This window comes from Rhodococcus sp. 15-2388-1-1a (assembly GCF_002259145.1).
Classification (GTDB): domain Bacteria; phylum Actinomycetota; class Actinomycetes; order Mycobacteriales; family Mycobacteriaceae; genus Rhodococcoides.
This window is the reverse complement of record NZ_NPFP01000013.1, coordinates 1-21,317: the sequence shown is the minus strand read 5'-3', so window position 1 is coordinate 21,317 and position 21,317 is coordinate 1. Positions and strand designations below refer to the sequence as shown.

Here is a 21,317-nt window from a genome sequence, read left to right as displayed (position 1 = left end):
GACTGTGGGGGGAACGTGTCGAATCCGAACCGTCGGACATTTCTCGGTGCTGCAGCGGTTGCAGGCCTTGCCGCGGTGGCGGGTACGGGCGTTGCCGGCGCAGCCACCGGCACCAGAACTCAGGTTCCGCTCACTCGCGAGGACCATCGCGTGGTCGTGATCGGATCGGGGTTCGGCGGTGGCGTCGCAGCATTGCGCCTGGCCGAGGCCGGCATTCCCGTTCTGATTCTCGAGCGCGGAAGGCGTTGGCCCACAGGGCCGAATGCAGACACCTTCCCCAACGCGACCGCCCCGGACAAGCGGATGCTGTGGTTCGGGTCGAGTCCCAATCTGTTCGGCAGGCCCGTCCCGTTCGATCCGTATGTCGGACTGCTCGAGGCCGTCCCCGGTGACAACATGACCGCGCTGTGCGCCGCGGGTGTGGGCGGCGGATCCCTGATCTATCAGGGGATGACGCTGCAGCCGTCGCAGGCCGTGTTCGAGACGCACTTTCCGGTCGAGCTCGACTGGACGAGGTTGAACGCAGTGCACTATCCCCGCGTCGCGCGGATGTTGCAGCTCGCGCAGGCTCCCGACGAGTTGATCGACACTCCCAATTATCGAGCTGCGCGGGTGTTCGCAGACAGTGCGCGTCGGGCTGGACTGCCGGTGTCGAAGATTCCGATGCCGATCGACTGGAACTATGCCCTCGACGAGACCCGCGGGGTGATGACGCCGTCATACACCAACGGTGCCGGTGCCTTCGGAGTGAACAACGGCGGCAAGCATTCTGTCGATGTCACCTACATCGCGGCCGCCGAAGCGACCGGCCTGGCCACCGTGGCGACGCAGCACAACGTCACGCATGTCGAGCGCGCCGCCGACGGTCGCTGGATCGTCCACGTGGACCGAATCGATTCCGATGGAACGGTGTTGGAGAACAAGATCCTCACCACCGGTGCACTGATCATGGCGGCGGGAAGCCTGAACACCACCAAGATGCTGGTTCGCGCGAGCGCCACCGGGGCCGTTCCCGATCTGCCGGACGAACTCGGGCAGGGCTGGGGCACCAATGCCGATCGGATCTACGTGTGGTCCAGCATCGAGCAGCAATTCGGTGCGCCGCAGGGCGGTCCGGTGGTCTTCGGCAGCTTGAACTGGGACGACCCGCGCACTGCACACACCGTCATCCAGGCATCGATACCACCACTGTCCTTCGATGCCCGCAGCACGATGCTCGTCGGGTACGGAGTCAGCGACGGGCGTGGCCACTTCGGCTACGACTCGGCGCGAGACCAAGCTCTACTGCACTGGCCGGCCAACGGCGACTCCGTCATTCAGGACGGATCCATCGACCCGACGGTTCGTCGCATCGCCGGCACCGGCAGCATTCTCACCGACACCAATGCGTTGTTCCCGTCCACCTGGCATCCGCTGGGCGGGGCCAACATGGGCCCGGTATGCGATCTGGACGGCCGCGTACACGGCCAACGCGGACTGTACGTGCTCGACGGTGCGTTGATGCCGGGCAACACCGCGGCCTGTAACCCGTCCATGACCATCGCTGCGCTCGCCGAACGAGCACTGGACAACATCGTGGCTCGCGACCTCGGCACCGTCATCTGACACCAGGAAGAAAGAGACCGATGCACCCGTATCGCACCATGATTCGTGTTCTCGTGGGCACCGCACTGCTGGCATCGTCGGTGGTCGCGCTCGGAGCCTCGCCGGCACATGCCGATCCCGTCGACGAGTTCTACGTGCCACCTGCGCAACTCGATGACAGTCCGGGTTCCGTCGTTCGTACGCAACCGATGTCGTTGTTCGCTGCTCTGCCCGGGGCAGACGGCGTGTATCCGGCGCAGGCACAGCGCGTCATGTACACCTCCCGCACGCAGGACGGCGCGCCCGTCGGGGTGACGGGTACGTTCGTCGACACCGAGGTCCCGTGGCGGGGTGCAGGCCCGCGGCCGACGATCGTCGTGGCACCGGGCACGGTGGGGCAGGGTGACCAGTGTGCACCGTCGCGGGCCTTCCCGACTTCGATCAACGCTGTGGCGCAACCATTGTCGATCTCGTTCAACCAGGAGCTGTTGTCCTCGGCGCTGTGGGGGTCGATGGGCGCGAACGTGTTCGTCACCGACTACATCGGATTGGGAACGCCCGGTATCCACACCTACGTGAACAGGCCGGAGCAAGCACACGCGGTTCTCGACGGTGCCCGCGCCGCGCTCGAACTCTCGGGGGATCCGGATGCGCCCATCGGCATCTGGGGTTATTCGCAGGGCGGCGGAGCTGCTGCGGCTGCCGCGGAACTCGCGTCGGAGTACGCACCGGAACTCGATCTGAAGGGAACGTGGGCAGGCGCGCCGACGGCCGACCTGCTGGATGTGTTGGCGAAGGTCGACGGGACACTGATCGGCGGTGTGATCGGCTATGCCCTCAACGGTTTCATCGAGCGGGACCCCACGTTGAAGCCTTTGGTGGACGATAGGCTCACCGATCACGGCAAGGCGGTTCTCAACGAACTCTCGACCGAATGCATCGGCGACACCATCCTCGAGCATCCCTTTCTACGCACGGAGTCGTTGACGAAGGACGGCAAGTCGATGCTGGAGAACCTGCGCACCATTCCCCAGGCCGGTGCGATCTTCGACGAGCAACGCATCGGCCGGCGTACACCCGATGCGCCGGTGTTGATCACCAGTGGAATCAACGACGACACAGTGCCCTACGGGCAGGCCCGGCAACTGGCGGAGGACTGGTGCGGTGGCGGTGCGTCGGTCGAGTTCCACAGCAACCCCCTGCCGCCGATTCTGCAGGGTGCGGTGTTGCCGAACCACTTCGGGCCACAGCTGATCGACGGCTACGGCGGAGAAGCTGCCCAGTTCTTGATGGACCGGTTCGCCGATCTCCCGGTGGCAGCATGCGCTTTCGACTGATCGTAGACCGCTGGCGATGGCGAGGGATGCGAGAGTTCCTTCGGCGCAACCGTCTTGTCGGTGCCCTGACCGTCGAGCAACGGGTGAACGACTACCTCGCTGTCGCCGACGCGTTCGGCCTCACCTGGCCACGAGACGAGACGCGTCTGCACGCACTCCTTGTCGGTTTCGGCGAGTCTGATCTCGCTGTGGTGAGCAGGTCGATCCGAGAGAATGCAGTGTCGATGACGCTCTGCCCGGTCATTCCGTTGCGGGCCAGTGCTACCGACTAGGGACGCCTCCCATCGGCGACGCGCGTCGCGCCGCATCCGGTCTGTCATCGACTCGGGTGGTCCGACCATCGTCTTTCAGCCGATCGTTCGCGCCGTCGACGGCGCAATCGAGGGATACGAGGCTCTCTCACGCTTCCCGGACGGCGGAGGCACCACGGAGAGTTGGTTTGCCGACGCTGTGCACTGCGGACTCGGGGCAGCTCTCGACACGTGTGCTGTCATGAATGCTCTGAGGGAGTCCGCTCAGCTTCCGTGCGGATCGTTCCTCGCCGTCAATCTCTGTGCCGCAACACTAGTGGCCGATTTCGCGTTGGTGGGCCACCTCGTGGAGTTCGGGCAACGACGGCACCTGATCGTCGAGATCACCGAGCACGCCGCCATCGACGACGAGGTGGAGGTGCTGGCAGCGTTGGCCGAACTCAGACGCGGCAGCGTCGACATCGCCGTCGACGATGTGGGCTCGGGCCACGCGGGACTGCGGCGCCTGGTGCTGCTCGAACCCGACGTCATCAAGCTCGACGCAACCGTTGTGCACGGCATGAGGGAGAACCGGACCAAGATGGTGGTGGCCGAACTCATCCTGGATTTCGCGCGAAAGACCGATGCGCGCTGCGTGTTCGAGGGAATCGAGACCGACGACGATCTGGAGGCAGCAACATCGATGGGGGCCGACCTGCTGCAGGGCTATCGAACCGGTCGCCCCGCAGCGGTGGATCTGCTCACAGGGAATCGATGATCTACCGGTGGGCGACGAGTGTGCGTCTCAGGCCGCGAGCGGGACGAGCGTTCCCGACTCGACGTCGTTGTATCGCGCTGTGATCTTGTTCAGCTCCATTTGGTAGTACAAACTCTGCAGTCCGAAGACGAAGGTGAGCAGGAGCCCGACGACCGAGCTGCATGTCGGCTGGAGGCCGGCCGCGCGTTGGGCGTCGGCGATGCGGTTTCCGGTGTTGTAGTAGCTGATCAGCGGCGCGATGATCGTCCAGCCGAGGAGGAGCAGGACCAACAGAGGGCCGGCGACGGGTGCGTTCACCTTCCGGCGATCGAAGTCCGCCATCTCACGATGAATGAGGTAGTACCAGACGAAGTGGTAAATGCCCAAGGTGATGAGCGGCAACAGGATCCAGACGACTACGGGATTGCGTCGCTTCATCGCGTTTCCCTGGGCAACGGGGCTGCTCATGATGCTCCCAACATTCGTCGAGCGCGACTGGCGCACGCTGATGGATCGCATGATTCTCCCACGTCGGCCCTGATTGCGTCCCGCAACCGGCGCTCCACTCGACGCCTTCGTGGCGGGGATCCCGCGACCGGCGCTCCGGAGTGGAGCAAATATCGCTCGCCCGAGGCCTCACGTGCCACCACCGTCCGGCCGGGTGCGCCGGTCCGTCAGTACGACGCAGACTCGACCCGGGTCAGCATCTTCACGTGCGGGATTCCCGCTTCCATGTAGTTCTCTCCCACTCGAACGAATCCGAAGCGCCCGTACCAGTTTTCGAGGTGCGCCTGCGCGGAGATCTCGACCACCCCGGGGTATGCCTTCAGTGCCGCTTCGACGAGTTCTCCTGCATAGCCGCGTCCACGACCCGCAGCCGCGGTCGCGACGCGGCCGATATGGACCGTGTCCTCGACGAGGACGCGGAGGGTGGCCAACACCTCGCCGTGGTCGTCCTGGATCCAGAACAACTCCGTCGTCGGAAGTAGGTCCACGCCATCGAGTTCGGCCTCGTCGACGATCTTCTGTTCGTGTACGAACACCGCGACCCGAAGCGCCATGATTCGGTACAGCGTGCTCGGCTCTACGCCTGCAAGCGGAGCATGGTGAAGATTCGACACGGAGGTCCATTTCGTGGAGGGGGCATCGCCGAGCTCGCGCGCTCAGGGACAGGATGATCCTCGCATGTCAGAGCACGAACGCACAGGATCGAATCAGGTCAGTGTTGCGGGTTGTGTTCCTCCCGCAGTTTCCGACCCTGCTCGACGGCCTGCGCATCTTTCTCGTCGTTCTTGTCCGAGACGCGGGTGTCTCGCGGCGGCAGTTGCAGTCGCTTCTCGGCAACGATTCCGGCTTGGAGTTGACGGCCGCGCTCGAGTTCGGAATCGAGTTCGGCTCCGAAGAGCAAGGCCAAGTTGGTGATCCAGAGCCACAGCAGGAACACGATGGCTCCGGCGAGTGAACCGTAGGTCTTGTTGTAGCTGGAGAAGTTCGCGACGTAGAAACCGAACGCGATGGTCGCCAGAATCCACACGATGATGCCCACCGCCGCGCCGGAGCTGATCCACTTGAACTTGGGCTGCTGCACATTCGGCGTCGCGTAGTACAGAATCGCCACGGCGAGCACCACCACGATCAGGACCAGCGGCCAGCGCGCGATGTTCCAGATCGTCAGTGCGGTGTCACCGAGTCCGACGGCGTCGCCCACAGCTTTCGCCACGGGGCCGCTGATCGCCAGCATGACGGCGGCCAGAGCGATGAGTACGAGAGCGACCAGCGTGACCAGAAGCATCACCGGACGCAGTTTCCAGATGGGCCTGCCCTCGTCCACCTCGTACATGCGGTTCATGGCGCGGCCGAACGCGCCGACGTAGCCGGACGCAGACCACAGCGCACCTGCGATACCGATGATCAACGCAAAGCCCGCGGTGGGTGCCTGCACGAGCTGTTCGATCGGTTCGCGCAGGGTGTCGACCGCCGATTGGGGTCCGAGATCGCCGACGATCTGCAGTACACCGTCGACTGTCGCCTGTCCCTGCCCGAAGACACCCAACAACGAGACGATGGCCAGAATCGCCGGGAACAACGACAGCACGGCGTAGTAGGTCAGCGCGGCCGCGAGATCGGTGCACTGATCCCGAGAGAATTCACGAGCCGTCTTCTTCAGGACGTAGATCCACGAGGGTTTGGTCAGATCGGCCGGTGAGTCTGCCTTGCGCGGATCATCGGGGTCGGCTTCGGTGGGTGCGGGATCGGTTGCTTGGTCGGCCATTGTGAGCGCATACCCGGGCACTGTCGAGGAAAACAGTGACGTGTTGCCAGGGGATCGCGCTGAGCCGAACTGAATCGGGTGCAGCTGACCGCGCTCAGCGCGGTCAGCTGCACCCGATTCTCATCGAAATCCAGCCGGAATCGACCTAATCGGCCCTCGTCGACTCCTGCGCGCGCTCGGCCGGCTCCGGTTCGATCGATCGCCGAGACCAGTAGCTGGCGAGTAGTGAGCCCGAGACGTTGTGCCACACCGAGAAGATGGCCGCGGGCAGGGCTGCCGCGGGGCTGAAATGCACCGATGCGAGCGCCGCGGCCAAGCCGGAATTCTGCATCCCGACCTCGATGCTGATCGCGCGTCGGCTGGCGACGTCGAGGCCGCACGCCTTGCCGATGCCGTATCCCACGGCGAGTCCCAGCGAATTGTGCAGCACGACGGCCAGGACGATGAGGGCTCCGATGGACAGCAATGTCGGTGCGCTGGCGGCAACCACGAACAGCACCACCGCGGTTATCCCCGCCACCGAGATCAACGGCAGCGCGTCGAGCATGCGGTCGATCGCAGCGGGAAACAGCAGGCGCAGAACAACTCCCAGTACGACGGGAATCAGCACGATCTGCAGGATCGAGACGAACAGCCCGCCCGCATCGACCGGCAGGAATTCGCCGGCGAGCCACAGCACGAGCAGCGGCGTGAGAATCGGAGCGAGCAACGTGGACACCGACGTCATGGCCACCGACAGCGCGGTATCACCCTTGGCGAGGTAGACCATCACGTTGGACGCAGTGCCGCCCGGAGCCGAACCGACCAACACCATGCCTGCGGTCAGCGCAGCAGAGAGGCCGAGCACGTTGGCGATTCCCAGACCGAGCAGCGGCATCGCGACGAATTGTGCGGCCACGCCGAGCAACAGTGCCCACGGTCGTCGGGCGACCACCGCGAAGTCGGAGAGCCGCAACGTCATTCCCATGCCGAGCATGATGATCGACAACAGCCACGGAACGGCCGGAGTGCCGCCGCTGAACGTATCGGGAGTGATCAGGGCCAGCGCACCCGCCGCCACGACGATCAGGGCAAACCACTTGCCGGTGAACTCGCTGACGGATTTCAGCTTGGGCACGCGGAGTCTCCTGTGCGGTCGGGGCACTCCCCAGGGCGGGCGCGCAACCCACCGAGCGTAACCGCAGCCTCGACAGGCAGGTCTCCACGTCACAGGACTCTCGAATAGAACAAGACCGAGCGGCCTTGTTCTGGCAGTATCAACCTTTACGTGAACCGCTGCCGGCCACAACCGAAGGACGACGAACGCATGACGTCACCGTGAACAAGCTCTCGACGGTGGCATTGCTGATCCTGCTGGGCGCAGCCGGGACGTTCAACGGGATGTCGTTGACCTCCGACCCCAGTGGGCGGTCGTTGGGCTTGAACGTCGGAATGCTGCCTAGTTGGCACACCTGGGACTACCGCATCTCCGGGTTGTTCGTGCTGTTCTTTCTCGGGCTCGGACCGTTGATCTGCGTGGCTGCCGTGCTCGTCGACGCGTCCGAAGCTGCGGTGTACGTGGCGTTGGTGGGGCTGGTGACCATTGGGTGGGTGGTGTGGCAGATCGTCGTACTCGACATCCACGCGCCCCGCGCTCAAGTCCCGCTCACCGTGTTGGGGGTCGCGCTGGCTGTCCTTGCGATCGGCCAATTCCGCACACGTGCCCGCGATCGCAGCCGGCAATAGAGTCACAGACCGACAGCTCCGAGCAGTGCTGACCCAGGATCGACGACCGCCACGATGGCTGCGATCAACAGCAACGCCATCACGATGGTCATCGCGGCGCCGAGCGATCCGAGAACGACAAACATTCGACGACGTGCGCTGTCGGTCGCGTCCGCCGATCGGTACCGACGGAACGCGATCACTGTTCCGGTAGCGACTACCGCGATCACCACGGCGGTCGCGACTATCACTGCCCAGTTGTAGTGGTCGACCTGTGTCAGCAGCTCGAGCAGAGGAGGCCTGGTGTCTTCGGTCTGCACACCGTTCTCGATCAGCGACTGCGCTGCCCGCCCGTCGGCGTTGTCATCCGAGAGCATCGGAAGCAGCGCGACCACTGGTGCAACTGTGGACTGAATGTTCAGCACAGCCAGGAATACCGAAAACATCGAGAGCACAGTCGCACTGGCGGCAGCGATCGTGTATCCCACGACGGCTGCGAGAGATCGTCGCCACAGAGTCGCCGCGAGCAGACCGAGAACGACGGTCAGCAGAACCGAGATGACGATCTTGATTGCATGCCACTCGAACCAGTAGTTCACCATCTCCGCCAAGCCGGGAGGATAGGTGCGAACACCGCTACCCCAGTATTCGACCAAGCCGCGGCCGAGCAGCTCACTCATCACGGATTGGTCCTGGAACTGCGGATAGCGTCCGCGTAGCAACGCGGCTGGGCCGAGTACGAACGCGGCCACCAACGCCGCTCCGGCGCATGTCAACACAACGATCGTGCTGCGGCTTCGGTTGACGGACACATTCATCGGACGAATCACGGGTGAGAGTCAATCACCGGGTACCCCCGAGCGCATCCATCTGCAGTACTACATCGCGACCGTCGAGCTGCAGTTGTTGCATTGAGTAGAGCGCCAATTACTCAGGAGTCGACGTCCGATTGCCGACCGCGTCGGACTCTGGCAACAGTCACCCCGGCCAGGATCACCCCAGCGAGCGTGAGGAAGTCGGATTCGGTCAACCCTCTGTCTGCGTCGACCACGTACAACACTGCACCTTCGATGGGGGTGTTGAAGAACAGCCACAACACCGAGACAACGCTCAGCGATATCGCTGCGGACCACGAGGGCTTGGCCAGACACCATGCGGCTGAGGCGAACACTGCGTTCATCAGAACGAGTGAGTGGAACGGATCGGTAGTCGGCACCGGTACATCATGACCGAATGCGGACGGTCAGGTTCTAGTCTGGTTACGTGCACAACGAGAATCGGGGCGAAACCAACCGCGAACTTCTCGAATTGCTCCTGACGAGTGTCGCCCTTGTTGTCGGCGGTGCCCTGGGTGTTGTGGGGGCCGTGTGGGCACTGAGAGTGGCACCGGATCTTCCGTCGATCTTCGCTGTGCCGGTTCGAGATCGAGGCGCGAGTGCGCCTGATGTACCTGTAACTTATTGGCTCACCTGGTTGATTCCGCCGATTGCCGTGTACGGCTGCTACGGAATGATCGTGTGGGCTGCGCGCCCGTCGATGTGGGTGAGCGTGTGCGCCGCAGGATCTTTCACTGCGGTCTACGGACTTCTGGCCTCCTTGTGGATTTCCATTGATGTGGGCGGTTTTTCGCCGGGTTAGACGAGGACGGAATCGTCGGATCCGTGGTCGATCGTGAGCAACGGCACGTAGCGCCCCGAGCCTCGGTCCCTGCTCGACCTACCGATCTGCCCTTCTCGTTCTACCGGCACTCAGCGGCCGAGGCCGTCCTGACGGCGAGGAACCGAACCGAGGTCGGTGACGGCAACCTGGGCGTCGGTGACGGCCGTTGTCACCGGTTGGCAACGGGCCGACGCGGTGGCGAGGGCGAGGACCGCAGAGACCAGCGCGGTATCGTGTGCCGTCGTGATCGGGCCGGAAGCGTCCGCAACGGAACCGCCGGACAGCTGCTCACCTGCGTCGATGCCGATCCCCTCGATGACGTCGTTGACGGCTGATGTGCATTGGCCGAGCACCCCGAGGGCCCAGTACAGGTCGGCACCGACCAGAGGTGCTCGAGATGCGGATGTCGTCGCTCGGCGTAGGTGATCGCGTGCGTCGGCGAGTTCGTCGGTGAGGGGATGCCCGCAGCCGTCGGCGGTGGAGCTGCAGTGCTGTCGCGTCGTCATGCCGAGATCCGTCCGTAAGGGAGTAAAGTGGTCTTATCCGGTTACGGTAGCGACAGGAGGTAAGGGGTGCAAGCCCTTTTGGACGATTACACCCAGGGTGCCGCGTTCGCGACGGAACTGGTGAACACGTCGCCGACGGTGTGGGTGGTCGCCGGCGACCAATTGAGCGACCCCCGTGCCCTGCAATCGTTTCTCGTCGCGAACGGCGTCGACACGGCAGTGCTCGACGAACGCGATCTGGAAGAGGTACGGGCTCTTCGTGAGCGCCTGCGACCGATCGTCGACGCCCCGTCACCGGGTGAGTTGGTCGACCTCACGCATGAGCTGCTGTCGACGGTTCCGCATCACGTCGAACTCGTCGAACTCGAGGGCAATGTCTGGCGCTGGCAAGCAACAACCGAGGGCATCGTCACGGTGGCGCAGGAATTGGCCGTGTTCACGGGCTACGCCCTGCTGAGCGCTCTGCGCATGCTCGGGTTCGAGCGATTCCGCGCGTGCGCGTCACCGACGTGCAATGGCGTGTTCGTCGATGTCAGTCGTGGCGGCCGTCGTCGCTATTGCATGCCGGACCTGTGCGGCAACCGAATCAACGTCGCCAATCATCGCCAGCGCAGAAATGCGCTCGGCGACAAGTGATTACACCCTGTTGGTGACGCCGGAGATCAGGTCGATCAGTCCATAGGGCGATTGTTCCCCGAGGCACAGGTCGAGCGTTTCATGTGCCTCGATTGCCACCGCTGCACTTCGGGCGAACATGGCCTCCTCGAAGTCGGGCAGAGCTGCGTCGAAGTTGTTGCGGTTAGCGGCGATCGCGCGACCGAGTTCGGCACCGTCGAACATTGCCAGATTCGCGCCGTCTCCGGATGGAGGCATCAGGTGCGCGGCGTCGCCCAGAAGTGTTACTCCCGGGGTGTGTTCCCAGCGGTGGTCATTGGGCAGCGTGAAGATCCTCCGGGGAACCAGCGCGGTCTCCCCGTCGGTGATCAACGCCGTCAATTCCGGTGCCCACCCATCGAACTCGGCTGCGACCGTTGCTTTGGCGGAAGCCGCATCGGTGAAGTCGATCGCGTCGATCCAATCGGCGCTGCGGTTGAGCTGAACGTACGTGTGCAGGATGCCGCCGACTTCACGGTGCACGGTGAGCCCCTTACCCGGGCTGAGGGCGAACAGTGCGCCACCGCCGACTGCGCGGGCGGTGGCGGGGTGACGTGCGTCGACGTCGTGGAGGTAGGTCTCGATGAAGACGGTTCCCACGTACTCGGGCGCGGCGGCGGAGAGCAGGGATCGGACTCGTGACCACGTGCCGTCTGCACCGACGAGCAAATCACTGACTGCTGTTCTTCCGTTCTCGAACTCGATTTCGTGTTGCCCGTTGCCCAGTGGGCGCACGGAGGTGAGCTTGTGCCCCCACTGAACGGTGTCGGCCGGCAGTGAGTCGAGCAGAATGCGTCGCAGGTCCCCGCGCAGCACCTCCGGTCGACCTCCGGTGCCGTCATCGGGTTCGTCGAACAGAGCCTCGCCGTTCGGGTTCAGTACGCGAGTCGCTTCGCCTCCCTCGTGAATGATGGCGCGGAACTGCGCGGTGAGCCCGGCCGCGGCAAGCGCGATCTGCCCGTCGTGCTCATGGATGTCGAGCTGCCCGCCCTGTGTGCGGGCTTCGGCCGTGGCGTCGGCCTCGTACACCGTGGCGGCGATTCCGTGAACGTGCAGTACCCGTGCCAGAACCAGGCCGCCGAGTCCTGCACCGATGATCGTGATGGATGTGCTCATGGATGTCTCCGCCCGTTGTTGGAACACTGTTCCAAGCAAGAATGGAACAGTGTTCCAAGGATGTCAACTGGGGCAGAAATGGGTGTGGTGGACTTCGGCCGGTTCAGCCGCGGTCGATGCCCGCCAGGATGATGTCGAGACCGGCCTGAAACTGCTCTCGGTCGTCGTGGCGGGCGAATTGCGACGCGATCCGGGTGAGGAACGGATAGTCGCCCGTTTCCGTCACCGCGACGCGTGTGGAGTCGAGAAATGCCGAGCGGTCCGTCACCGTGGCGGCCAGTTGCATGCCGGCATCGCGCTGACTGGCAACCCCGATCGCGTGGAACAGCAGCACGGAAGCGGCGTCGAACTGCGCACTGTGCGGAACTCCGTGTGCGTCGAGTTCGGTGCCGATGCGGTCGAAGAGATGCAAAACGGCAGGCTGCCACTGAGCGGCGGAGAGTTGCGTGGCCACCCATGGTCGCGTGGTGATCAAGTCGAACACTCTCATCATCAGTCCGCGAACACCGGGTTCTGCCGCACCGTTCGCGGGCGATGATTCGAAGACCGATGCCATGACGGTTTCGGCCGATGCCGCGAGCAGATCATCCCTGTTGCCGACGTGGTGATACAGCGCTCCGGGGCCTGTCGACAGACGTGCGGCAAGGGTGCGAAACGTCAAAGCGTCGGTGCCACCCTCATCGAGCGTCTCGATCGCTGCCTGCACGATACGTTGTTTCGACAGAGCATCGGAACGTCGAGCGGATGCCGGCTTCCTGTTCGTCATGCGCAGATCCTGCCACAACTGGAACGTTGTTCCATGCCTGATGCGGGCGATTCCAGGTGGGCCGAGTCGTGCTCGTCCCGTAGGGCAGCGCACGCCATGTCGATGGGATTCCGCGACACAGCCGCAGGGCTCATCTGATGTATGTCAGCGTGGCCATGACGTCCGCAGGGATTGTCCGGTAGTGCCCGAATCCCGCTGCCCGTCGGCAGCCGTCGAGCTCGAAGGATATGAGGGAGCGGCCCGAGCCGTCCGGCCTGCGCAATTCGGTCGACGCGACGCGGGTACTGCTCTGATTACACGCCGGCGCGAAAGGCGCGTCCACAAGGGATCGGATGACCGATGCGCTCTGCGCTCTGCTCAGCGTCGTCAGCGACCCGGCCACGGAGATGCCGGCGTCCGGTGGCGATTCGACCGTCGAAGCCGGGACCGTGCACAACTGCAGTTTGTCGACATCGTCTATCGGAGTCACCAATGATGGAGGAACCGGACCATCGGACGACTGTTCGCGTTCCACAGCGGCAGCCACGTCCTCGGGTGTTGTGTTCTCGAATCCGCCTACGTACGGACTGGATTCGCACATTGTGGTGTAGCGATCGTCGTAATCCGTCGTGTGAGACGACCGGGAGACCTCGGTGAGATCGGCGAGTGCTTCGATCGGCGTGTTCTGCAAACCACACGGGCTCGCGGGCCATGCGGGACGGAACGCCTCGCCGGAGTCGTTCACGAACCACAGACCGACTGGCGGATCCATCGCGTACATGCACGACGCCATGACGCCGTCGGGAAAACGCTCGGAATCCGCGGAGAATGCAGAGTCCACGGCATCGATGTTGCCCTCGAGCCGTACCGAATCCACTGTCATCGAGCCGGATTCGTCGGTACCTCGCTCGCATCGCACAACCGCGACCGGCTGGAATGTCGCCGGCGGGTACCCCGGCTCCGGGGCATCGGACGTCAGCGCTGGATCCCACGGCCCCAATCCGGTCAAAGCCGTGTAGATGTTCAGGGCCAGACAATCGGGGGAGGAGACAACCTTCGCTGTCGGGGGCCGATAGGACACGCTGTCGGTAAACGGGTTCAGATTGCTACACGCCCATGCGGTCGCGACAACGAGCCCCATCAGGAGTAGGCACAATCCGACGCGACTCATGTCGAAAGAGTAGTCGCACAGAACGCTTCACCCGAGGCCTCGGGCGTGGGGATTCCTCCACGGAAAATGCCGGAGTGGAGCAAAAACTGCTCAGCTCTGCGAACCCCGCACCACGTCGTATGCCGGCTTGGCGCTGAAGTCCGAGCGCAGTAGTCCGTAGTTCTGTTCGGAATCGCCGGGGTTGGTTCCCGAGTCACGCAGGGAGTGCACGAAGACCGGGCCGACGTAGGGCAGCGACGACGCCTTGGCCAGGCTGGAGCCGATGATCGCGGCCTGTGCATCCTCGGTGACGGCCATGGGGCCGTTGCCGGTCGGTGCGCCCAGTTCGGTGATCCAGATCTTCTTGCCGCCGTCGCCGTTGGCTGCCATCGTGCCGTAGGCCTGATCCACCTGTGCCCATTGACCATTGGGATCGTTCTCGACGGTGAAGGGGAAGGTGTAGGGGTGCATGGCGACGGCGTCCATGAATCCACCCGCTCCGGCGGCGTACATCTGCTGCAGGAAGGTCACCGGCGCGACGGTCCAGGCTCCGGCGTTGATCGTCGTCGCCAGTCCGGCACTCAGCACGGTCGCTCCGGCGTCGGCGTTGTGGATCGCGGGGTAGGCCGCGCGCAGCATGTTCGTGTAGCGGACGGCGTCGACGGGTGCGAAGAAGGTGGGGATGTTGGGCTCGTTCCACACCTCGTAGTGGTCGACGCGCTCACCGAGGTGCGCCGCGGCCGCGCCGGCGAATGCGCCGAAGGCATTGGGATCCAACGGAACTGCACCGGGTAGTGGCGAAGCGATGCCGCCCTGCGCCCATCCGGGCGTTCCACCCAGCACGGCCAGCACCGAGTAGCCCTGCGCCGTCGCCGCGTTGATCACGCGATCGGTGTTGCCCCAGTCGAATACACCCGGTGCTGTCTCGATTGCCGCCCAGTTCAAGACCACCCGTACCCACGATGCACCGATGTCGCGTCCGGCACCGAGTTCGTTGTTCAGGGTGGCGTCGTCGAGCGTCAGAAACGGTGCGCCGCCAGTGAAGCCCAGGCCGGCAGGCGGTGCCGCGTGCGCAACGGGCGTCGAGAGGCCGACGGCGATCGCGGCGGCTGCGGCAACGGTGAGCAGACGGGAGCGGAGGGTCATGGCGATCATCCTAAGGTGCTCGTCAGTGGTGCGCTGATCAGTGCTTCGACGGTGGAATGGGGTACACGGTCGTTCCAGCGGGCGGCGTTGAGCTCATAGATCCTTTGGCCCGCCTTGATGGCGGCGGTACGGTCGAGCAGGTAGCGCCGACATTCGGCCACGAACTCTTCCGCGTTGTCGAACGTGGGCAACTCGAAGGTGGAGTCGAGCGATCCGACGGCCGCCGAGGTTCCGACGACGGGCAGTCCCTTGCTGGCTGCGTCGAGAATCTTGACGCGCACGCCGCCGCCGGTGTCGACCGGGGCGATCAGCGCTCGGCAGGTACCGAGGAACTCCTGAAGATCGTCGACGAAGCCGAGATCGCGAACTCCGGCAGGGTAGACGGGATCCTTGGCACCCGGGGCCTTCGCGCCGATGATGCACAGTTCGGCACCGTCGATGCCTGCGGAGATCGCCGGCCAGTATTCGAGTGCGATCTTGAAGGCCTCCTGGTTCGGCGGCCAGTCGCGAGTTCCCATGAAAACCAGTCGTTTCGCGGTCGTGGACAGGTCCAGCTGCGGCGCGGGTTCGAGAGTGAGGTCGATCCAGCGCGCGCCCCGAACCCCCTTGCTGCGGTACATCTGCGCCTCGTCGGCATCGTAGGTCCCGACGGCATCTGCTGCACGGGCGACCCGGATCTCGTCGTGCAGGATGCGTGGTGCTTCGAGGCGACCTATCAATCCGCGCGTCACCTTCCACACCTGCGACTCGGTGTTGACGGTGTTGATCGCGAACGGTGACCCCAGCTTGGAAGAGCGGAGGAAGGATTCGGCCATGTAACTGTGTTCGGCCACATACACATCGGAGACGGACGCGTCGATGGCATCACGCAAGGCATCGACGTCGTAGCGTCCGTGCACCACCGAGCGGGTCGGCCGAACCGACTTCACCAGCAACCCCACGTCGACCTTCGGCTTGGGGACACGTATCACGTCGGGGGCCACGTCGGTCTCCTTGGACAGGCAGATCGAACGCACCTCGTACGCCTCGCGGGCGAGCTGCATCATCAAGCGAGACAGTGCGATATCGCCACCGTGCTCGGTGACGGGGTCTTTGGACAGAAGGAATGTCGCACGTCTCATTGGGGTACCTCTTCTTTCACCGGATTGCGATACAGGGCGCGCATGAACCAGACGAGCAGTACGGCGTCGGTGATCACCGACGCCACGGCCGCCCCGACGGCACCGAAAGGGAACAGGCACAGGACGAGAACCATCTTCAGCGGTGCCAGCGTCGCTGCTGCCATCACTCGGGTGCGGTCGCGGTGCTGCAGGTAGAGCACCGTAGTGAACACGTGGTTCATCACGCGCATCACCACGAACAACGACATCACCACCAGTGCCCCCGCGATCTGTGGGGACGCCGGCGTCAGGAAGAGCAGGAGACCGGCAACCAACAGCAATGAGCCGGCGGCGCAGCCGAGCACCGCCGTGTGCTTCAAGGCCGGTCCGGCGCTGACGAGTCCGTCTGCGGCGCGCAGCTTCTCGTGGAAGGTGTTGCCGAAGGCCTGACCGATGAAGGCAACCGCCCAGGCCGTCACTGCAGCGACGGAGTAGTAGCCGGCAATGGTGGAGTCGGTGAGGAAGCCGAGCAGCAACACGTCGCCTTGGATGTAGACCGCGTTGGCGAGGTTCTCCGAGAACAGCATCGACATCTCGCGCCAGGATCCGGGGACACTCGGCGCTGCAGCACGCGTCCGTACCGCGGCCATCACCGCGATGACGAAATACGGTGCGGCGTAGAGCAGGCTGGCAACGGTCAGCGTGGCATCGGGAACGGCGAACAGGTACGCCGTCGCGAGCGCGATGGACGTGGCCTGGCGTGTTGTGTCCAATCGCTGGGTGAGGTCGGGCCGGCCGTCGCGCAGTGCCCTGCTCTTGTAGGCATTGAACACCAGCTCGCCGCCGCCGATAACCAGGGCGAACCAGGCGATGTAGTTGACCTGTACCAGGCACAGCCCGCCGACGATGAGAACCGCGCCGGCGAGCACGCGAGTAGTGCGCTCGCCCAGGAACTCTCGTTCGCTCACACGAATCGAGCGCACGGTGAAGGGATGATCCAGCGGTGCTGCGATGATCGCGGCGAGGGCGAAGGCCATCGCATACTGGCCGTAGTCGGAGATCCCCAACTTGGCAATCAGCGCGATGGTCCACAGCAGGCCGATGCCGCGGCCGCCGTAGGTCCACAGAGCAGCGATTCCGGCCTTCAGCAGATTGGCGTTCATTGCGCCGCCCACACGGAGACGAAGTCCTCGACGACGAGGTCTGCGGTGTGAGAGATGCGCAGCGCCTCGACCTCGCGTCGAAGTTTGCCCAGCGCAATCGGATCGGTGATGAGGTCGGCTGTGGCGTCGGCAAGTTCGGCGACACCCCCGTCGACCACCAGGGCTCCGCTGTCGGACTCGGCGAGAGCGCCGACCTTCAGGCAGGTCACCGGAGTCTGATACGCGATTGCCCGCGTCACGACCGAGGACGCGGGGAATGCATCTCCGTACACACTCCGTTTGCCGTAGGGCAGGACGAGTGCGCGGATGGAGGCGAAGAAGGCGTCCTCGTCCGGTCCGTTCACCTCGCCGAGAATGTCCACACCGTCGACGGGGTCGAGCAGTTCGGTTCCTCGTCCGGCGATGCGGATCGCGATGTCGCGGGGGAGGCTGTCGCGGAGCTGCTGGATCTGGTCGAAACCTTTGCCGCGATAGACCAATCCGAAGAGTCCGACCGCAAGCGGCCGCTCCTCGGCTGGGGTGATGTCGGGGCGCGCGGGAACGAAGAGGGCACTGGCCTTGGCTGTGGCGTCGGGATATTCGCGCGCGAGTGAGTCGGCACCGGAGCGGGTCAGAGCGAACAGTGTTCGGTTGCCGGCAATCCGGCGTTCGAGGGCCCGCCATCCCGACCGAAGTGGGTAGTGCAGGCCGTGATTGAGCACTTTCTTGCCCGCGAGGAATTTGGTTCGTGCGGGCCACCAGACCAGGCCGGGCGGGTCGTGCACCGTCGCGGTCACAACCGGGTCGCCGGTGAGTCGGGCGGTTGCCCAGAACGGCATGACCGAGCCGCCGCTGAGTTCGCAGTGCACGATGACGCGGCCCGGATCGGAGTCGACGAGTTCTTGAATTGCTGTGCGGTGACGAAGAATATCGCGCACCGAGTGCGATCCTGGTCCCTCGTGGCGATACTCGATCACCTCGGCGAAGTGTGGCCGAACGGCATCGGCGAAGTCGTCGGCATAGTCGCCTACGCCACCCACTCCGGATCGGGGGGCGACGTAGACGAGTCGGCAGTCACGCAGGATCATCAGTAGAACAGCGGCCGATACTTGGGGCGGTAGGCGAGTGCCTTGGGATCACGCATCGCTCGTACCTTTGCGGGCACACCGGCAACCACCTCGAGTTCGCCCACATCCGAGCGCACCATCGAGCAACCACCGACGACGGCACCGCGGCCGAGGGTCACACCGCTGAGAAGCGTGCTGCGACTGGCGATCCACACGTAATCGCCGATGACACAGGGCTCGAGGATCGGTGTGAATTCGGGGGAGTTGTGATCGTGGTACCCGCCGATGATGTGGGTGTCGCTGGCAATGACGACGTTGCTGCCGATGGTGATTCCGCCGCGGGCGTCGAGCATGCACCGGAACCCGATGGCGCAGGCGTCACCGATGGTGAGGCCCTCGGGATCGAGGATGGTGGTGCCGCGGAAGATCGAAGTGTCCTTGCCGATCGTCGCACCGAAGGCGCGCAGGAAGTTCTGCCGAATCCAGTGCGACGGAATGTAGGTCACGATCATGTTGAAGCCGAGTGTGCCGATGCGATTGCGCAGCTTCCGCTTGAACGTGATGTCCTGCATCTTGTAGTTCGACACGTCGTAGATCTCGTTCTCGGGCTTTTCCACCGCTGTCATGCTGCGATCTCCTCAGTCATGTCGAATTAAACTGTGGTCACGATCATTTGATCGAAGTGCTTGGCGGGTTGCTGCCGCAACACGTCCTGGGCATGGCCGTGGATGGCCGCGCCGTGCTCGAGCAGTAACTCCCACAGGTAACCGCAGTCTTGCCCGGTTACTTCGGTGACCAGCGCTGCTCGGCGCTGATCGGTGTTCACGCTATCGCGACTGTGTTTGCTGATTGTTCGGCGAGATCGTGCTGCACCATCATCGAAACTAGTTCGGGGAAGGTTACTTTCGGCTTCCAGCCCAGGGAAGTCAGCGCCTTCGTGGAATCGCCGACGAGCAGATCGACCTCGGCGGGCCGGAAGAAGCGCGGATCGATCTTGACGTAGCGTTCCCACTCCGTGATGTCGACCGCGGCGAAGGCGTGGTCCAGAAGCTCCCGAATCGAATGCGTCTCGCCGGTGGAGATGACGTAGTCGTCGGCTTCGGCCTGCTGCAGCATCAGGTACATGGCTTCGACGTAGTCGCCGGCGAAACCCCAGTCTCGCTTGGCATCGAGGTTGCCCAACGAGATCTCGGTCTGCAGCCCGAGGGCGATGCGCGCGACAGCCTGGGTGACTTTTCGGGTCACGAATTCCGGTCCACGCCGGGGTGATTCATGATTGAACAGTACGCCTGAGCTGGCGTGCATGCCGTAGGACTCGCGGTAGTTGATGGTCATGTAATGGCCGTAGACCTTGGCGACGCCGTATGGCGATCGTGGCCAGAGCAGCGTTTCCTCGCGCTGCGGTACCTGTTGAACCTTGCCGAACATCTCCGAGCTCGATGCCTGGTAGAAACGAACCTGCTTGCCAGCCACCTGCTCGTACAGCCGCGTCGACTCGAGCATGTTCAGCACTCCGCCGCCGGTGACATCGGTGGTGAGGCGGGCGTTCTCCCAGGAGTACGCCACGAAGGAGACGGCTCCGAGGTTGTAGACCTCGTCGGGGTCCGCCACGGCGAACGCACGCATCAGGGCCGACAGATCAAGGAGGTCACCGTGCAGGATCTGAACCTGGGGTAGCTCCCGTTCGACCATGGCGGCCTTCGGATTATTCTGTCCGCGAATCAAACCGAAGACGGTGTACCCCTTACTGAGAAGCAGTTCGGCGAGATACGGGCCGTCCTGCCCGGTGATTCCTGTGATGAGTGCGCGTTTTGTCATCGCGACGCCGTCCTCTCCCTATGGCCTGTGTGGATTTCGGATGCTGCGGAAATGAGTTCGGCAGCGAAGCGTTCCTCGCTGAACTGCTCCACGTGTGCCTGAATCTTCAGTGGTTCCCAGGCCGTCCGTTCGAGAGCGGTGACCGCGTCGCGAATCGAATCCGGTTGTGGCTGATCGAAGTACACCCCTGACACGCCTTCCTCGACTGTGTCGAGAAAACCGCCCCAGCGGAGCACGGCGCTGGGCTTGCCGTGGTAGCCCGCTTCGATGGGGGTCAATCCGTAATCTTCATAGCTAGCGGCGATCAAACCGTTACACCCTCGGTAGAGCCAGGTCATCTGACCCGACGTCAGATCACTGAGCATGAGAACGTTGTCGGACTTCAGCTTTCGCAACCGGTCGGCCTCGGGTCCGCGGCCGACGACGATCAACTTGCGGTCGGTGCCGGCGAATGCGGCCATCACCTTGTCGACGTTCTTGTACGGCAGCAGTCTGGAGATGCAGAGGTAGTAGCCGGCATCGTCGAGCCAGGTGGCTGCCTCGGGGATCGACTCCGGCTGCGCGGTCTCGACGGTGAACGGGGCAGGTACCACTGTCGACGGGATGCCGTATGCGTCGGTGATGCGCTGCTGTATCACGGTGGAGATGGCGAGGTAGCGATCCGCCGACAGTGCCGCTCGCCGGTCCCACCGGCGCAGCGGCCACGAGAGCGCCTTGAGTGCAACACGTTTGGTCGTGCTACGGCTCTCGCCCAGATACATCTGCGACTCGTACAACCAACGCGCAGGTGAATAGCAGTAGACGAGCTTGCGGCCGGAGGTGTGGAAGCCGTGGGCCCAACCGCTGGTGCTGGTGAGCACCACATCGGCGTCGATCTCGATGGACGAGGACGCGAAGGGTAGCAGTGGAAGTGCGGCACGATGGTTCTTCCGCAGGAAGCCGACCCGGTTCAGTGCCGACGGGCGAACGTCGAGTTCGGAGAATTCGGGGAACGTCGTCGACGGCTCGAAGAGCGTGGTGTGGATGGGGGCGTCGGGGAAGGCGCGGGCCATGGCGAGGACGACCTTCTCGGCACCGCCTCGTTGGGTGAGATAGTCGTGCGCAATCGCGACGCGGAGGCCGTCGGTCATATTGCCGCCCGAACTACTGTGGATGTAACCAGCTGTGACACAACACTATCCGTCTTCATGAGCTACCCATCGTGTCGGTCCGTACTCGAGTGGAGCTAGTGCGGCGCGCCTGAAGTAGTTGGGCGGTTTTGTTTGGTTGAATTACTCATGCGCGCCGCACCGTTGTTGATCGCCGATTCCGACCGTGCCCAGCTCGAGAA

At 63.9% G+C, this 21,317-nt stretch carries 25 protein-coding genes; 7 read left to right on the top strand and 18 right to left on the bottom strand.

Features of this window, described 5'->3' with window-relative positions; all coding sequences use genetic code 11:
- Positions 1–15: 15 nt before the first annotated feature.
- The 4 genes from CH302_RS09035 to CH302_RS09020 are packed head-to-tail and all read left to right on the top strand — an operon-like array spanning position 16 to position 3,929.
- A complete protein-coding gene (locus CH302_RS09035) occupies positions 16–1,605 on the top strand; it encodes a GMC oxidoreductase (RefSeq protein ID WP_037195824.1) in 1,590 nt (529 codons plus the stop codon).
- 38 nt (positions 1,606–1,643) lie between these two features.
- Positions 1,644–2,921 carry a lipase family protein gene (locus CH302_RS09030; protein ID WP_037195821.1) on the top strand — a complete coding sequence of 426 codons (1,278 nt, stop codon included), beginning with the start codon at positions 1,644–1,646 and terminating at the stop codon, positions 2,919–2,921.
- Positions 2,922–2,947: 26 nt separating this feature from the next.
- A complete protein-coding gene (locus CH302_RS09025) occupies positions 2,948–3,193 on the top strand; it encodes a hypothetical protein (protein ID WP_037195819.1) in 246 nt (81 codons plus the stop codon).
- A complete protein-coding gene (locus tag CH302_RS09020; RefSeq protein WP_052048109.1) occupies positions 3,180–3,929 on the top strand; it encodes an EAL domain-containing protein in 750 nt (249 codons plus the stop codon). The genes CH302_RS09025 and CH302_RS09020 overlap by 14 nt, the downstream gene beginning before the upstream one ends.
- Before the next feature lie 27 nt (positions 3,930–3,956).
- Here the strand turns inward: CH302_RS09020 and CH302_RS09015 are convergent, their stop codons facing one another.
- The 4 genes from CH302_RS09015 to CH302_RS09000 all read right to left on the bottom strand — a co-directional run bounded on the left by CH302_RS09015 (position 3,957) and on the right by CH302_RS09000 (position 7,297).
- Entirely contained in the window at positions 3,957–4,376 is a 420-nt protein-coding gene (locus tag CH302_RS09015; protein WP_037195817.1) for a DUF4234 domain-containing protein, read from the bottom strand.
- Positions 4,377–4,582: 206 nt separating this feature from the next.
- Positions 4,583–5,029: a GNAT family N-acetyltransferase gene (locus tag CH302_RS09010; protein WP_037195816.1), complete on the bottom strand. Its 447-nt coding sequence runs from the start codon at positions 5,027–5,029 to the stop codon at positions 4,583–4,585.
- Positions 5,030–5,127: 98 nt separating this feature from the next.
- Complete coding sequence (locus tag CH302_RS09005; RefSeq protein WP_037195814.1) at positions 5,128–6,180, bottom strand: YihY/virulence factor BrkB family protein; 1,053 nt, start codon at positions 6,178–6,180, stop codon at positions 5,128–5,130.
- A gap of 145 nt (positions 6,181–6,325) precedes the next feature.
- A complete protein-coding gene (locus CH302_RS09000; RefSeq protein WP_037195812.1) occupies positions 6,326–7,297 on the bottom strand; it encodes a bile acid:sodium symporter family protein in 972 nt (323 codons plus the stop codon).
- Positions 7,298–7,497: 200 nt separating this feature from the next.
- On the opposite strand from CH302_RS09000, the gene CH302_RS08995 reads away from it, so the two are divergent.
- Positions 7,498–7,905, top strand: coding sequence for a hypothetical protein (locus tag CH302_RS08995; protein WP_052048108.1), 408 nt, complete (start codon positions 7,498–7,500; stop codon positions 7,903–7,905).
- Positions 7,906–7,907: 2 nt separating this feature from the next.
- On the opposite strand, the gene CH302_RS08990 is transcribed toward CH302_RS08995, so the two are convergent.
- Both CH302_RS08990 and CH302_RS08985 read right to left on the bottom strand, forming a co-directional pair.
- Positions 7,908–8,714 carry a hypothetical protein gene (locus tag CH302_RS08990; protein WP_141216615.1) on the bottom strand — a complete coding sequence of 269 codons (807 nt, stop codon included), beginning with the start codon at positions 8,712–8,714 and terminating at the stop codon, positions 7,908–7,910.
- 101 nt (positions 8,715–8,815) lie between these two features.
- Complete coding sequence (locus CH302_RS08985) at positions 8,816–9,100, bottom strand: hypothetical protein (protein ID WP_037195810.1); 285 nt, start codon at positions 9,098–9,100, stop codon at positions 8,816–8,818.
- A 47-nt stretch (positions 9,101–9,147) separates the two neighbouring features.
- On the opposite strand from CH302_RS08985, the gene CH302_RS08980 reads away from it, so the two are divergent.
- Entirely contained in the window at positions 9,148–9,522 is a 375-nt protein-coding gene (locus CH302_RS08980) for a hypothetical protein (protein ID WP_037195807.1), read from the top strand.
- 110 nt (positions 9,523–9,632) lie between these two features.
- Here CH302_RS08980 and CH302_RS08975 read toward each other — a convergent pair whose 3' ends face one another.
- Positions 9,633–10,049: a hypothetical protein gene (locus CH302_RS08975; RefSeq protein WP_176460673.1), complete on the bottom strand. Its 417-nt coding sequence runs from the start codon at positions 10,047–10,049 to the stop codon at positions 9,633–9,635.
- Positions 10,050–10,115: 66 nt separating this feature from the next.
- Between CH302_RS08975 and CH302_RS08970 the strand changes: the two genes are divergently transcribed.
- On the top strand, positions 10,116–10,685 hold the full coding sequence (locus CH302_RS08970) for a CGNR zinc finger domain-containing protein (protein ID WP_037195805.1): 570 nt from the start codon (positions 10,116–10,118) through the stop codon (positions 10,683–10,685).
- Here the strand turns inward: CH302_RS08970 and CH302_RS08965 are convergent, their stop codons facing one another.
- The 11 genes from CH302_RS08965 to CH302_RS08920 all read right to left on the bottom strand — a co-directional run bounded on the left by CH302_RS08965 (position 10,686) and on the right by CH302_RS08920 (position 21,117).
- The gene (locus CH302_RS08965) at positions 10,686–11,819 is read right to left on the bottom strand and encodes an FAD-dependent oxidoreductase (RefSeq protein ID WP_037195803.1); all 1,134 of its coding nucleotides are present in this window, start codon (positions 11,817–11,819) and stop codon (positions 10,686–10,688) included.
- A 103-nt stretch (positions 11,820–11,922) separates the two neighbouring features.
- Positions 11,923–12,585, bottom strand: a complete 663-nt coding sequence (locus CH302_RS08960; RefSeq protein WP_037195801.1) for a TetR/AcrR family transcriptional regulator — start codon at positions 12,583–12,585, stop codon at positions 11,923–11,925.
- A gap of 130 nt (positions 12,586–12,715) precedes the next feature.
- The gene (locus CH302_RS08955) at positions 12,716–13,735 is read right to left on the bottom strand and encodes a hypothetical protein (RefSeq protein WP_037195799.1); all 1,020 of its coding nucleotides are present in this window, start codon (positions 13,733–13,735) and stop codon (positions 12,716–12,718) included.
- A gap of 90 nt (positions 13,736–13,825) precedes the next feature.
- Positions 13,826–14,860 carry a hypothetical protein gene (locus CH302_RS08950; protein WP_037196194.1) on the bottom strand — a complete coding sequence of 345 codons (1,035 nt, stop codon included), beginning with the start codon at positions 14,858–14,860 and terminating at the stop codon, positions 13,826–13,828.
- A gap of 5 nt (positions 14,861–14,865) precedes the next feature.
- Positions 14,866–15,981, bottom strand: coding sequence for a glycosyltransferase (locus CH302_RS08945; protein WP_037195797.1), 1,116 nt, complete (start codon positions 15,979–15,981; stop codon positions 14,866–14,868).
- On the bottom strand, positions 15,978–17,123 hold the full coding sequence (locus CH302_RS08940) for a lipopolysaccharide biosynthesis protein (RefSeq protein ID WP_037196191.1): 1,146 nt from the start codon (positions 17,121–17,123) through the stop codon (positions 15,978–15,980). The genes CH302_RS08945 and CH302_RS08940 overlap by 4 nt, the downstream gene beginning before the upstream one ends.
- On the bottom strand, positions 17,120–18,190 hold the full coding sequence (locus CH302_RS08935) for a glycosyltransferase (protein ID WP_230596520.1): 1,071 nt from the start codon (positions 18,188–18,190) through the stop codon (positions 17,120–17,122). Before CH302_RS08935 ends, CH302_RS08940 begins: the two co-directional genes overlap by 4 nt.
- Positions 18,190–18,795 carry an acyltransferase gene (locus tag CH302_RS08930; protein WP_037195795.1) on the bottom strand — a complete coding sequence of 202 codons (606 nt, stop codon included), beginning with the start codon at positions 18,793–18,795 and terminating at the stop codon, positions 18,190–18,192. Before CH302_RS08930 ends, CH302_RS08935 begins: the two co-directional genes overlap by 1 nt.
- Positions 18,796–18,821: 26 nt before the next feature.
- The gene (locus CH302_RS29980; protein WP_155292953.1) at positions 18,822–18,995 is read right to left on the bottom strand and encodes a hypothetical protein; all 174 of its coding nucleotides are present in this window, start codon (positions 18,993–18,995) and stop codon (positions 18,822–18,824) included.
- Complete coding sequence (locus CH302_RS08925; protein WP_037195792.1) at positions 18,992–19,987, bottom strand: GDP-mannose 4,6-dehydratase; 996 nt, start codon at positions 19,985–19,987, stop codon at positions 18,992–18,994. Before CH302_RS08925 ends, CH302_RS29980 begins: the two co-directional genes overlap by 4 nt.
- Complete coding sequence (locus CH302_RS08920) at positions 19,984–21,117, bottom strand: glycosyltransferase (RefSeq protein WP_037195790.1); 1,134 nt, start codon at positions 21,115–21,117, stop codon at positions 19,984–19,986. The genes CH302_RS08925 and CH302_RS08920 overlap by 4 nt, the downstream gene beginning before the upstream one ends.
- Between the last annotated feature and the right edge of the window lie 200 nt (positions 21,118–21,317).

Coding starts and splice junctions, on each gene's coding strand:
- CH302_RS09030 (WP_037195821.1), top strand. CDS start 1,644: ATGATTCGTGTTCTCGTGGGCACCGCACTGCTGGCATCGTCGGTGGTC.
- CH302_RS09025 (WP_037195819.1), top strand. CDS start 2,948: ATGCGAGAGTTCCTTCGGCGCAACCGTCTTGTCGGTGCCCTGACCGTC.
- CH302_RS09015 (WP_037195817.1), bottom strand. CDS start 4,376: ATGAGCAGCCCCGTTGCCCAGGGAAACGCGATGAAGCGACGCAATCCC.
- CH302_RS09005 (WP_037195814.1), bottom strand. CDS start 6,180: ATGGCCGACCAAGCAACCGATCCCGCACCCACCGAAGCCGACCCCGAT.
- CH302_RS08975 (WP_176460673.1), bottom strand. CDS start 10,049: ATGACGACGCGACAGCACTGCAGCTCCACCGCCGACGGCTGCGGGCAT.
- CH302_RS08965 (WP_037195803.1), bottom strand. CDS start 11,819: ATGAGCACATCCATCACGATCATCGGTGCAGGACTCGGCGGCCTGGTT.
- CH302_RS08960 (WP_037195801.1), bottom strand. CDS start 12,585: ATGACGAACAGGAAGCCGGCATCCGCTCGACGTTCCGATGCTCTGTCG.
- CH302_RS08955 (WP_037195799.1), bottom strand. CDS start 13,735: ATGAGTCGCGTCGGATTGTGCCTACTCCTGATGGGGCTCGTTGTCGCG.
- CH302_RS08950 (WP_037196194.1), bottom strand. CDS start 14,860: ATGACCCTCCGCTCCCGTCTGCTCACCGTTGCCGCAGCCGCCGCGATC.
- CH302_RS08945 (WP_037195797.1), bottom strand. CDS start 15,981: ATGAGACGTGCGACATTCCTTCTGTCCAAAGACCCCGTCACCGAGCAC.
- CH302_RS08940 (WP_037196191.1), bottom strand. CDS start 17,123: ATGAACGCCAATCTGCTGAAGGCCGGAATCGCTGCTCTGTGGACCTAC.
- CH302_RS08935 (WP_230596520.1), bottom strand. CDS start 18,190: ATGATCCTGCGTGACTGCCGACTCGTCTACGTCGCCCCCCGATCCGGA.
- CH302_RS08930 (WP_037195795.1), bottom strand. CDS start 18,795: ATGACAGCGGTGGAAAAGCCCGAGAACGAGATCTACGACGTGTCGAAC.
- CH302_RS08925 (WP_037195792.1), bottom strand. CDS start 19,987: ATGACAAAACGCGCACTCATCACAGGAATCACCGGGCAGGACGGCCCG.
- CH302_RS08920 (WP_037195790.1), bottom strand. CDS start 21,117: ATGACCGACGGCCTCCGCGTCGCGATTGCGCACGACTATCTCACCCAA.